Annotated in this window: 8 protein-coding genes and 1 rRNA gene; 4 read left to right on the top strand and 5 right to left on the bottom strand. The window is 39.2% G+C overall.

All coding sequences use genetic code 11. From position 1 onward, the window contains the following. From I6E78_RS13850 to rhlB, 3 genes are all read right to left on the bottom strand, one after another. A 16S ribosomal RNA gene (locus I6E78_RS13850) occupies nucleotides 1-76 on the bottom strand; the annotation flags it as partial. A 604-nt stretch (nucleotides 77-680) separates the two neighbouring features. Then, nucleotides 681-2,174: a guanosine-5'-triphosphate,3'-diphosphate diphosphatase gene (gene gppA, locus I6E78_RS13855; RefSeq protein ID WP_197182717.1), complete on the bottom strand. Its 1,494-nt coding sequence runs from the start codon at nucleotides 2,172-2,174 to the stop codon at nucleotides 681-683. Nucleotides 2,175-2,219: 45 nt separating this feature from the next. After that, complete coding sequence (gene rhlB / locus I6E78_RS13860) at nucleotides 2,220-3,497, bottom strand: ATP-dependent RNA helicase RhlB (RefSeq protein WP_041454311.1); 1,278 nt, start codon at nucleotides 3,495-3,497, stop codon at nucleotides 2,220-2,222. A 91-nt stretch (nucleotides 3,498-3,588) separates the two neighbouring features. On the opposite strand from rhlB, the gene trxA reads away from it, so the two are divergent. Together trxA and rho are read left to right on the top strand one after the other, a co-directional pair. Next, nucleotides 3,589-3,915 carry a thioredoxin TrxA gene (trxA, locus tag I6E78_RS13865; RefSeq protein ID WP_011326840.1) on the top strand — a complete coding sequence of 109 codons (327 nt, stop codon included), beginning with the start codon at nucleotides 3,589-3,591 and terminating at the stop codon, nucleotides 3,913-3,915. 185 nt (nucleotides 3,916-4,100) lie between these two features. Further along, nucleotides 4,101-5,360, top strand: a complete 1,260-nt coding sequence (rho, locus tag I6E78_RS13870) for a transcription termination factor Rho (protein ID WP_011326839.1) — start codon at nucleotides 4,101-4,103, stop codon at nucleotides 5,358-5,360. 99 nt (nucleotides 5,361-5,459) lie between these two features. Here rho and I6E78_RS13875 read toward each other — a convergent pair whose 3' ends face one another. Further along, a complete protein-coding gene (locus I6E78_RS13875; RefSeq protein WP_197182718.1) occupies nucleotides 5,460-8,288 on the bottom strand; it encodes a tetratricopeptide repeat protein in 2,829 nt (942 codons plus the stop codon). Nucleotides 8,289-8,361: 73 nt separating this feature from the next. Here I6E78_RS13875 and I6E78_RS13880 point away from each other — a divergent pair, with 73 nt between their 5' ends. Next, nucleotides 8,362-8,949 (top strand): DNA-J related domain-containing protein, encoded by a 588-nt coding sequence (locus I6E78_RS13880; protein WP_197182719.1) that lies wholly within the window; start codon nucleotides 8,362-8,364, stop codon nucleotides 8,947-8,949. A gap of 26 nt (nucleotides 8,950-8,975) precedes the next feature. On the opposite strand, the gene dbpA is transcribed toward I6E78_RS13880, so the two are convergent. Next, a complete protein-coding gene (gene dbpA / locus I6E78_RS13885; protein WP_011326836.1) occupies nucleotides 8,976-10,364 on the bottom strand; it encodes an ATP-dependent RNA helicase DbpA in 1,389 nt (462 codons plus the stop codon). 185 nt (nucleotides 10,365-10,549) lie between these two features. Here dbpA and I6E78_RS13890 point away from each other — a divergent pair, with 185 nt between their 5' ends. Next, complete coding sequence (locus I6E78_RS13890; RefSeq protein WP_197182720.1) at nucleotides 10,550-12,625, top strand: TonB-dependent siderophore receptor; 2,076 nt, start codon at nucleotides 10,550-10,552, stop codon at nucleotides 12,623-12,625. The last annotated feature ends 25 nt before the right edge of the window (nucleotides 12,626-12,650 follow it).

Raw genomic sequence — 12,650 nt, forward strand, 5'->3', positions numbered from 1 at the left:
TCTGTTACCGCTCGACTTGCATGTGTTAGGCCTGCCGCCAGCGTTCAATCTGAGCCATGATCAAACTCTTCAATTAAAAAGTTTTATGTCTTTCGACAGCTCAATGAATTCTGAATTTTTTGTTTTTGTTGCCAAAAACGAATTGACTGTGCGTTATTATTTTCACTTTTAAAAAAGTGAAATCAAAACAGCTCAAGGCTGAATCTTTTAATAACATATGGTCACTCAGTTTCAATTGAGACTCTAATTTGTTTGCCTTACTTAGCGAACTAAGTTTGGCTGTTAGAACTCAATCTGTACGAGTGCCCACACAGATGATTGCTTTATATTGTTAAAGAACGTTGCGACAATAAAGTAAAAATTTATCTCGCTAGGGCTGCGCATGTTACGCTTTCCTATTTTTTTGTCAACACTTAAATGTAAACTTTATAAAAATCTAACTTTAAGTTTTACTCGACTCACTGATTGACTCTTGCCTCGCTAAGCGTTGCTGTCTGCCGTCTCAGTGGGGTCGCATTATAGGGCGCAGCCAGTTTTACGCAAGCGTTTTTTAAAGAAAACTTAAAATAAAGTGCTGTTCGCTTGATATTTAAACCAANTTAAAATAAAGTGCTGTTCGCTTGATATTTAAACCAAGTGGTTATTTTAAACACTAAAAAGGCCCTTGTGGGCCTGTTTAGTTAATTTACTATGAGCTTCCAGCCAAGTTTCGCTTGCTGCTTAGATTCTTGTTGCAGCTCGCTTGCCATTAATGGATGGTTTTTCAACCAGTCATTTTCAAACTGCAGATTTAAGACATCGTCTTTAACAGTTACCGCAAACTCAGGGAGTACATCATCTTGCCGACGCATACATAAAATGACGGCTATACGTATTAGTCTTACTAAATACTGCGCAAGTACACTATTTGCACCAAGCGAATCGAAATACCCTTTTTGCAGATCAGAGCGATGCCCTTTAGTTACCGCAACAATGACTTTATGCTCTGACTGCGAAAAACCTGGCATCTCAGTGTTTTTTAAAATATAAGCACTGTGTTTGTGATACTGCTTATACTCTATCAATAAACCAATTTCATGTAGCTGTGCAACTGCCGTTAATAAAGGCAACCCGTTAAGTGCTTTTATTGGCCAGCTTTCATTTACTTCTGAAGCTAAGTTTAATACGAGACTGGCGACGCGACTAGCTTGCTTTTGATCAACATGGTAACGATCGATAAAGCCGTCGACTGTACGCTTACGAATATCGCTATTATGCAGCTCTGGTAGCATGCTATATAAAACACCTTCACGCAGTGCTCCACCTGCTAATCCCATTTTTTCTATCTCGAGCGATTCAAATAATGCAATTAAAATGGCAAGCCCTGATACAAACACTAAACGGCGGTCTTCACTTAGCCCTGGTAGGTCTAATGCGGCAATCGTTTTATAAGCGATTGATTGCTTTTTGATAGTGTAGAGTTTTTCAAGGGTTAATAGCTCATCTAGATTTTGCGCTATCATGATTTCTTGAATTGCTTGCACTGTACCCGAAGCACCTGAGGCTACTTGCCAGCCTTTAACTTTATACTCTGATGCAATTTCATCAATGACTGTGCGTGCGGCTTTTATTGCGGTGTTAAAGTTTACATTGCTTAATTTGCAATCTTTAAAATAGCGCTCTAGGTAGGTAACACACCCGATGTTAAGGCTTTTATAGAGTAATGCATCAAAGTTCTTACCAATAATCACTTCAGTGCTAGCACCACCAATATCGATAACAAGCTGACTACCGGTACAAGATGAGGTATGAGCAACGCCTTTATATATAGTGCGCGCTTCTAATTCGCCGCTAATGACATTAACTTTATGACCGAGGATTTTTTCTGCTTGCGCTTTAAATACATCAGCATTACTAGCTAAACGTAATGTGGCGGTGGCAACTATAGTGATGTTTTGTTTGGGGATGTCTTGTAAGCGCTCAGCAAATAACGCTAGGCACTCCCATCCTCTATGCATTGCTTCTGAGCTTAATACATTGTCTATATCAAGCCCTGCAGCTAACCTTACTTTGCGTTTAACACGACCTATGGTTTGTAGGCCGCCAGCTATTGATTTAGCAATAAGCATATGAAAGCTATTTGAACCTAAATCAATAACTGCATATACATTTTTTTGCGGTTTAAGTTGCCCCACCGTTCAAAAACCTCTAATTACTATTACAGTTAAACTAACGGTCGTTTATGACCGTCCTTTTTGATAACTATTATTTGGGCGACGTCCGCTGTTGTTACTGCGATTACGTGGACCTGTAGAAAAGTTACGCTTTCTATGAATAGTAGGTTTAGTTAAATCATCCAGTAATGCTGTTTTATCGTAATGTGATAATGGAATACTGTGATCTATATACTCTTCAATTTCATGCAAGTTATAAGCATACTGTTCACATGCGAAACTAATAGCGTGACCAGACGCGCCAGCGCGAGCTGTACGGCCAATACGGTGTACGTAATCTTCGCAATCATCTGGTAAATCAAAATTAAATACATGGCTTACTTCAGGAATATGTAGACCACGTGCTGCAACATCTGTCGCCACTAAAAAGTCTAAGTCGCCTTTACTAAACTCAGCTAAAATTGATTGACGTTTTTTCTGATTTACGTCACCAGTAAGCATGCCAACCCGATGTCCATCGGCCTTTAACCAGGCATATACGGTTTCACAACTATGCTTAGTGTTAGCAAAGATAATGGCTTTTTCAGGCCACTCTTCTTCAATTAACGTCAGCAGCAGCTTAATTTTATCTTCTTGTGAAGGATGAAATAGCTCTTCTTGAATGCGTTTACCGGTTTTTACATCTGGCTCAATTTGTACGTGCTCAGGATTGGTCATATGTTCAAACGCAAGTTCTTGTACACGATACGATAGCGTTGCAGAGAATAATAAATTTAAACGCTTTGATGTATCTGGCATACGGTGGAACATATAACGAATATCTTTGATAAAGCCCAAATCAAACATACGATCTGCTTCGTCAAGCACGACTACCTCAATTTCATTAAGGGTGTAACAGCCTTGCTTATACAGATCAATTAAACGACCTGTAGTACCAATTAAAATATCAACGCCTTTTTCTAGTTGTGCACGTTGTTTTTCGTAATCTTCGCCACCATATACTAAACCTAAGTTAAGATTACAGTGCGGCGCTAAAATTTTTGCATCTTTGTGTATCTGAATCGCCAGCTCCCTTGTAGGGGCCATGATCAGGGCTCTTGGATGTTTACTAGGGGCTTTGCTAGATTGTAATAACCGATGGCACGTGGCAGTTAAAAACGCCAACGTTTTGCCTGTACCTGTTTGTGCTTGGCCTGCGATATCGCGACCCTCACAAATAAAAGGTAGGCATTTAGCTTGAATGGGTGTGCAATATTCAAACCCACTTTCGGTTAAACCGGCAACCACTTCCGGTGCAATAGCAAAGTCTGAAAACTTTTTATCGGTCAAATGTGTCTTAGTCATAGCGTTTAAGCATAACGTTTAAACTTGCAATAAGAAACAAGAGTGTTTAAATACGCACTAAATATTTCGCCTAACTAAACCGGAGAGCGCAATGAGCGAGAAAATAATCCAAATTACTGACGATAGCTTTGAAGCTGACGTATTACAATCAGACAAGCCTGTACTAGTAGACTTTTGGGCTGAGTGGTGCGGACCTTGTAAAATGATCGCCCCTATCCTTAGTGAAGTTGCTGAGGAATTTGATGGTCGCGTTACCATAGCTAAACTTAATATCGATCAAAATGCGGGTACACCGCCTAAATTTGGTATTCGTGGTATCCCTACATTACTTCTTTTTAAAGATGGCCAAGTTGCTGCAACTAAAGTTGGCGCACTTTCAAAAACTCAATTAATCGAGTTTTTAGAAAACAATCTTTAAATTTAAATAATAAAAAAGGGCTTAATGCCCTTTTTTTATTATTTTTTTGTATAAACACTGGACGCTGTGTCAATGAGCTGCTAGTTTATAAAGCCAACTAATCCTTAGTTATATTCAACAAACCTCACTCAACGATCAAACAAAGCGATTTTGAGTATGACAACTGTAATAAAGAACCCACCAATATGCATTTACGCGAACTAAAAGACAAATCTATAAAAGAGCTTGTAGACTTAGCTGAGTCCATGGGGCTCGAAAACGTAGCCCGCTTAAGAAAGCAAGACATCATTTTTGCTATTTTAAAATCACATGCCAAAGGCGGAGAGAATATCTTCGGTGGCGGTGTATTAGAAATTTTGCAAGATGGTTTTGGCTTTTTAAGATCATCAGAAGCCTCTTACTTAGCTGGCCCAGATGACATTTATGTTTCACCTAGCCAGATTCGCCGTTTTAGTATGCGTACTGGCGATTCAATCTCAGGTCTTATTCGTCCACCTAAAGATGGTGAGCGTTACTTTGCTTTACTTAAAGTAAATGAAGTTAACTTTGATAAACCTGAAAACTCTCGCACTAAAATTCTTTTTGAAAACCTAACACCACTGCATGCAAACGAACGTTTTCGTATGGAACGCGGTAACGGTAGTAAGGAAGATATTACAGCCCGAGTACTTGATTTAGCCTCTCCTATTGGTCGTGGTCAACGTGGTTTATTAGTAGCACCGCCAAAAGCGGGTAAAACCATGCTACTACAAAATATTGCGCAATCGATTACTCACAACCACCCAGATGCAACATTAATGGTATTACTAATTGATGAGCGTCCGGAAGAAGTAACCGAAATGCAGCGTCTTGTAAAAGGCGAAGTAATTGCATCAACATTTGATGAACCTGCTTCTCGCCACGTACAAGTAGCCGAAATGGTTATCGAAAAAGCAAAACGTTTAGTAGAGCATAAAAAAGATGTTGTTATCTTACTTGACTCAATCACACGTTTAGCCCGTGCTTACAACACCGTTATTCCATCGTCTGGTAAAGTACTTACCGGTGGTGTTGATGCAAACGCACTCCATAAACCGAAACGTTTTTTTGGTGCTGCACGTAATGTTGAAGAAGGCGGCAGCTTAACAATTATTGCTACTGCGCTTATTGATACCGGCTCTAAAATGGATGAAGTTATCTACGAAGAGTTTAAAGGTACTGGTAACATGGAACTACATCTTAACCGTAAAATTGCGGAACGACGTGTATTCCCAGCTATCGACTTTAACCGTTCAGGCACTCGTCGTGAAGAATTACTCACAAAACCAGATGAGCTACAAAAGCTGTGGATTTTGCGTAAAATTGTTCATGACATGTCAGAAATTGACGCGATGGAATTTTTAATTGATAAATTATCGATGAGCAAAACCAACGATGAGTTTTTTGATTCGATGAAACGCCAGTAATTCCATATAAGTTTTAAAGCTTATAAAAAAACGCCTAACAATTGAATATCAATTATTAGGCGTTTTTATTTGCCTGCAAAAAAGTAGCGCTGTACCGCTTTAATCATGCTCTTTGTAGTGCAAAAATAAGGCTTGTAGTTTATCAACTAACACTGCAATATTTTGTACTTCTTCTGGATTTTTACACGCATCATCTAACGCTTTTGCAGCGTCTGCAATGTCGCACAACTTAAACATTTGTGCTGCCCCTAAAATACGATGGCTATCTTTTTGTAACGCTACAAAATCGCCACTATTAAAGTGCTGGCTAATTAGCTCACTTTCTATTGATAAGCTTTGTTTGAAACTAGCCACTAAGTCACTCATATCTATCTTTACGTTTGTGCTGTTTTGCTCATTTTTTATTGATGCGAGATGCTCAGCTATAGTGCTATAAAACTTTTCTTTATCAATTGGTTTAGCTAAGTAATCAGTAAAACCAAGTGCTAAATACTGCTCGATTTCATGGCTCATTGCATTGGCGGTTAAAGCAAATATTGGCAGCTCATAACCGCACTGCCTGAGTAACTCAAAAGCAGTAATGCCATCCATAATAGGCATTTGAATGTCCAATAGCACAAAATCAGGATACTCTTTTAAACATTGCTCTACAGCTTGCTCACCATTTTCAACAGCAATAACGTCAAGCCCCATGGCGCGTAAATAACGGCTTATTAATCTGCGATTATCGTCATGATCCTCAGCAAGTACCACTTTAGCGCTTAGCGCTTTATGGCCACTATTTATATTGTCTTTAGCTGTAACTGTACATTCGCTTTTATCTACTGGTACGCACGGCACAAAAAATGAGAATTGACTGCCTTTTTTAAATTCGCTTTGCACACTAATATATCCCCCCATCATGGCAGCAAGTTGTTGTGACAAACTAAGCCCCAAACCAGTACCACCAAAACGACGGCTAATACTATTATCTGCTTGGCTAAAACATTCAAAAATAAGCTTAAGTTGTGCTGTATTCATACCTATTCCGGTATCTTTTACCGTGAACACCAGTCCTTGCTCGGTATTATTGGCCACAATCGTAACTTGGCCGCTGTGAGTAAATTTAATTGCATTAGCACATAGGTTTATTAAAATTTGCTTTACGCGGGTTAAATCAAGCCTGGTATACAGTTCATTACCAAGTTGGTTGTCAAATACCAAGGATAAGTTTTTAGCTTTTGCTTGTACGCTAAACATCCCATGTATGTCATTCAGCACTTGTACAATGTCAAAACAAGAAATAGACAGCTCCAATCTGTTAGCTTCTATTTTACTTAAGTCGAGCACATCATTTATTAAACTTTTTAAATGCTCGCTTTGACGCTGAATAACTTTAAGCTCATCTTGTAACTGCTCAGGCTCATACAAACCATTAATTAAGTCGTCGGTTTGGCTTAAAATAGCGGTAAGTGGGGTGCGAATTTCATGGCTTATATTTGCTAAAAACTGACTTTTAACATCGTTTGCTTCGCGCAACTCTTGCGCCACACTTTGTAATTCTAACGTACGTTGCTCTACTTGCTCTGTTAATTGTAGTTTTGCATTACTTTCTATTCTGCGACGGTAAATTGCAATAACTGTAATTAAAATAAGAATTGCCACAATGCCAAGCAAAATAGTTAATTGAAAACGTTTAGATATTTGCAGTTGTTGTAAGTGTTGTTGTTGTTTTAGCTGTTTAATTTCTTGGTTTAGTTTATCTGCTTCAAATTGAGTTTGAAAAATACTAACAGCCTTTGAAGCCTCTTCTGTATTTATACTGCGTTGGTAGTCAACATACTGCTGATGCAATTGCAGTGCTTGTTTAAAGTCGCCTAAGCTTGAATAAATCAAAGCCTCAATACCTAAGCCGTCTTTAATACGCATGCCATTTTTATATTCTTTTGCTAATGCAATTGAGCGTTCTGACGTTGTTTTTGCATTTTCAATATCGCCTTGAGCAAATTGCGCGGTAGCGAGCACATGCAATGCCGCCGCTAGCAATGATTTATTCCCTGCATCAAGTGCGAATTGCTGCGCCGCCTTTGCATGATACAAGGCCACATCAAATTTATTTAAGTGCAGATTAATACTCGCTAAATTAGCGTGCTTAGTAGAGAGTTGGAATGCATTATTTATGCTCTGATAGTAACGTAGTGCCAGCTGATTATAATGTAGTGCCAATTGATACTGTTTTGACTCAGTATAAGCTACCCCCATATTGCCATAGACTTGAGCTACGCCATCTTCATCACCAAGTTGTTGAAATACCTTTAATACCTCACGATACATTTCAAGTGCTGATTCGTAACGAGAAAGGCGAATATATATCCCAGCAATATTGTGTAAAATATCGGCTTTGTCTTGCGCACTCCCCTCTTTTTCGTAGATCAGTTTTGCTTGCTGATAATAATCCAGAGCTAGTTCCATGTTATACATATCAAAGTAAGCCAAGCCTATATTACTTAATAAATTGGCTTGTTTTAACGAGCCTTTTAAACGTATGGCTAACCCTAAAGCCCGGCTATAATCAACCACTGCTTGTTGTACAAACCCTTGATAATACAACACCACACCTTGCATTTTTATTGCTCTAAAATACAGATCGGGCAATTCATCAAAACTAATATTGCGCTCTAATAACTTATAATATTCTAAGGCGTGAGGAAGGTCGTTGGCATTAAAGGCAAGCTCAGCTAAGTCGCTATATATAGCAATGCGCTGTTGGTGCGGTAAATTTTTTTTAGTTAACAGTGTAGAGGCAAAGCTTTGTTTATCTGACCAACTTTTAGCCGACTTAAATTGTTCAAATAAGTCTGCTGGTGTAACAGAAAAACTCAATGTAGAAAAAATGCTGCATACAGCCATAAAGCCAACAAAAAAGAAGCGTTGTAACCAACCCTGCATAATTACATCCTTGAAACTTTTGTAGCCACTATGATAATTTACCCAAGATACACTAATAACTAGATTGTAAACAATGCTTAACCCACTGATAGATGAGATTTTTGAGTTGCTTTTGCAAAAAAAAGTATGGATGGTGCATACTTTAGCGGCAGAGTTACAACAACGTAAAGTGATTAGCACGCTTGATGCTGCCCCTGATCGTGATTTATTCAAACGTAACTTTTTAATTATGAACGCGCTTTATCAGCTACAGCAGCAAATTATGCCTAAGCAGCAACTCCTTATTGGTGGTTTACAAATACAACTTATTACCACAGCCAGTAACACCCTCGTAAAAAGTACCGATCCGCTACGAGACTACTACCTTGATTGGCAAAACTTTGAAACCTCTAGCGCCGAAATCGATGCTCTTTTAACCCAGTTTTGGCAGCGTTTTACCAAGCACAGTAAATCTGCACAAATAATAGATCCAGACACTCATAAACAGCTATTAGTAAAGTGGCAACTATCTCAGCAAAGCACGCTAAAAGAAGTACAAAAACGTTGGCGGCAACTGGCATTACAGTGTCATCCTGATAAAGCAGTTGGTAATGCAGAAAAATTTAAACAGTTAAAGTGTGAATATGAGCAGCTTAGGGCAAGCTGCTCAATTGGTAAGTAATTATTGAATTAGTTTTTCAATAATTATTAGCACGTAAGGCGACGAGCGCGTATTTTACGGCCTTTAATATTACCTTCGGTTAATTTACGCAGTGCCGGCTTTGAAGAATTACGCTCTACGGCAACAAACGCAACGTTGTCGAGTACGTTTATTTTACCAACTTGACGCCCTGCAATACCGTCTTTACCGGTAAGTGCACCTAAAATATCACCTGCACGTACTTTTTGCTTTTTACCAGAATCAAGCATTAAGGTTACCATTTCTGGTTTGTACGGTGGTTTTTCTAATAAGCTAAACGATGGCATTGGCTCTGGGATCACATCGCGTTCATAATGATCACCAATTTGTGCAATTTTAAACGCTTCTGCTTCACCATAAATAGAGCATGCAATACCCTTTTTACCCGCTCGACCGGTACGACCAATACGATGCACATGTGTTTGTGTGTCGTGAGCTAAGTGATAGTTAATCACCATATCCATATCGTCAATGTCTAAACCACGCGCGGCCACATCGGTTGCCACTAGTATTGATGCACTTTTATTAGAAAAATGAATTAACGTACGCTCACGATCACGCTGCTCTAAATCACCATGCAAAGATACCGCACTAAAGCCTTCATCAACTAAATCATCACACAATTGCTGTGTTTCTACCTTAGTATTACAAAACACGACACAGCTTTGCGGGGTAAATTTAAGCAGCAATAATTTAAGTGTTGGGTAGCGTTGTTTATTGTTATCCATTTTATAGAAGTATTGCTTAATAGTGCTTTTAGCTTGCTCTTCTTCTACCTTAACCATTACTGGATTGCTAAGCACACGCTTTGCAACAGCTTCTATTGCACGTGGAAACGTAGCGCTAAATAGTAATGTTTGGCGATTAGTAGGAATACGCTCAATAATTGCATCTAAGGTATCTTGAAAACCCATATCTAGCATTTGGTCGGCTTCATCTAGTACGAGCGTTTCTACATCATCTAAACGCAAAGTACCTTTACGAATATGATCGTCAACTCGCCCCGGTGTACCAACAATAATATGTGCGCCATGTTCAAGTGAGCCAATTTGTGGGCCAATTGATACACCACCACATAAAGTAAGTATTTTAATATTATGAATGCCACGCGCTAATTTGCGCATTTCTACAGCTACTTGCTCTGCCAACTCGCGTGTTGGGCACAATACTAAAGATTGAATACGAAAACGTTTTACGTTTAATTTAGCCAATACGCCTAAGCTAAACGCCGCAGTTTTACCTGACCCCGTTTTTGCTTGAGCAATAATGTCTTTTCCAGCCAGTACTGGCGGTAAACTTTGCGCCTGAACAGGTGTCATGTGGGTGTAGCCGAGTGTTGATAAGTTATCAACTAACCCAGAAGGTAAAGCCAAAGATGAAAAAGCAGTTGTGGTCACAGTAAATTCCAATGCAAAAAAAATAACATGGGGGAAAGCCCCACTCAATATGCTGCTAATAATAGCAGAATTCCTAATTGGCAACCATTAAGCATTATAAAAAAACACACCAAAAGGCATTGCAAATGATACTAGTTTTCATTAAGATTAACTCATCATTAATTCTATTAACCCGGAAACAACTAATGAAACTAAGCCCACTTTTTATCGCACTGCTAGCAAGTACTACTGCGAGTGTTTATGCAAACGCAACAGATATAGAACATATAGAAGTAAAAGGAAGTTATTTTAATGACTATAAAGTAGACAATGCTAATGGCGCAATGAGAACGTCTGCTTCATTACTTGATACCGCACAGTCGGTTACCGTTATTACCGACACTATAGTAAATGAACAACTCGCAACTACGTTAGGTGAAGTACTTACTAATGACGCCAGCTTAACGCCAGGTTCAAAGCAACGTAACCGTGAAGTATTTAATTTACGCGGGTTTGAACTGAGTTCATCTACAGGTTACTTACGTGACGGCCATCAGCACTGGTCTCACTACCAACAACCTATCGAAATATTACAACAGGTTGAAGTTATTAAAGGTCCATCAAGTATTTTATATGGCCAGTCGGGTCCTGGTGGCTTGGTTAATATGGTAACTAAAAAACCCACGTCACAAACATTATTTAAAGCCAGTGCCGATGTTGATCAACATGGTTCAACGCGCTTTATGCTGGATGCGGGCGGTGCACTTACTGAATCGGAAGATTTACGTGCTCGCGGTATTTTAGTAAAGCAAGATGTTGATTATTGGCGTGAATACCAAAATGGTGAAAACCGTGAACGCGATCGTTTTTTAGGTGCATTAATTGTTGATTACGATATTAGCGATAACGCCTTAGTACGCGTACATTACGACCGCACAGATGACGAAGCCGGTTTAGATACGGGTGCCTGGATTGATAGTAATGCCAATGTAATTGGCGACGATAAAACAATTCGCGATATGTCTTGGGCGTTTACCGATATAACGGTAGAAAACCTAGGTGTTGAGCTAGAAGTATTTTTAACCGAAAACTGGCAAGTAAAGCTTGGTTACAACGAGCAAACATTTGAGCGTCAACGCTTTGAGTCATCGCCACGTAAACCAAGTAACTTTATCGAGGGTGATAGCTACACCTCAAAACCTTACGATCGTTTTGATGATTGGCAGTTTAAAACCGCCTTTATTGACTTTATTGGTGAATTTGAAACCTTTGGTATTCAGCATCAATTTTTAATTGGCGCAAATTCGCTTGATTATTATTACGGCCAATTAAAAACTAATGCCGACTCATTTGACTTTAGCGCCGGGCAAAACGAACCATCTCGCCCAACTATAAGCTATAAAACCGATGACACTATTAGCTCATCTGCTTATGATTATTACGGTATTTACATACAAGATCTCATTTCGTTCTCACCAGAGTGGCAGCTATCTTTAGGTGGTCGTTACGATAAGCAAAGTAAAGAAAATAGTAATAATGAATCGTTTGTTCCTAAAGTGGGTGTGCTATATCACCCTAATGCCTCAGCCACTATTTACGGCAGTTACTCTGAGGGCTTTGAGCCGCAAAACGAAACGTTAGTAAATACAAACGATGTTAATAATGGTATGAAGCTCGATGCGATTACCTCTGAGCAAAAAGAAATTGGTATTAAATGGCAGCTGTTTGACGATCGCTTAATGCTCAGTGGCGCATTATTTGATATTAGCAAAACTGGCACTTTAGTGAGCGAAGATCTTGTTAACCCTATTGATAATATAACAAGCATCACCACTCAAGCTGGCGAACAGCGCCATAAAGGCTTTGAGTTAGCAGCACAAGGCGCAGCAACTGACCGCTTATTTGTAATGGCATCAACTATGTATTTAGATGCCAACTATGAGCGCGACGCAACATTGCAAGGTAAGCGTCCTACCGATGCCCCTAAATGGTCTGCATCACTATGGACTCGTTACGAATTAAACGACGTAATTGCATTAAACGCAGGTGCATTTTACGAAGGCGAACGCTTTGCCGACAATGCCAATACCGTTACTAAAGATGCCTATACCCGCGTAGATGTGGGTGCAACGTATAAAATAAACTTAAACAATACCGACGTTAACTTACGCCTCAATATTGAAAACTTATTTGATACTAACTACCTAGCAGGCGGTGGCTTAAATAATGTAACCATAGGCGAAGGAGCGAGCGTACGCTTAGCAGCACAATTTAGCTTTTAATTAATACAGCCCATACACATTTAAC

Source organism: Pseudoalteromonas sp. NZS127 (genome assembly GCF_015864805.1).
Taxonomy (GTDB): Bacteria; Pseudomonadota; Gammaproteobacteria; order Enterobacterales; family Alteromonadaceae; genus Pseudoalteromonas; species Pseudoalteromonas nigrifaciens.

Coding starts and splice junctions, on each gene's coding strand:
- trxA (WP_011326840.1), top strand. CDS start 3,589: ATGAGCGAGAAAATAATCCAAATTACTGACGATAGCTTTGAAGCTGAC.
- I6E78_RS13890 (WP_197182720.1), top strand. CDS start 10,550: ATGAAACTAAGCCCACTTTTTATCGCACTGCTAGCAAGTACTACTGCG.
- rho (WP_011326839.1), top strand. CDS start 4,101: ATGCATTTACGCGAACTAAAAGACAAATCTATAAAAGAGCTTGTAGAC.
- I6E78_RS13880 (WP_197182719.1), top strand. CDS start 8,362: ATGCTTAACCCACTGATAGATGAGATTTTTGAGTTGCTTTTGCAAAAA.
- rhlB (WP_041454311.1), bottom strand. CDS start 3,497: ATGACTAAGACACATTTGACCGATAAAAAGTTTTCAGACTTTGCTATT.
- I6E78_RS13875 (WP_197182718.1), bottom strand. CDS start 8,288: ATGCAGGGTTGGTTACAACGCTTCTTTTTTGTTGGCTTTATGGCTGTA.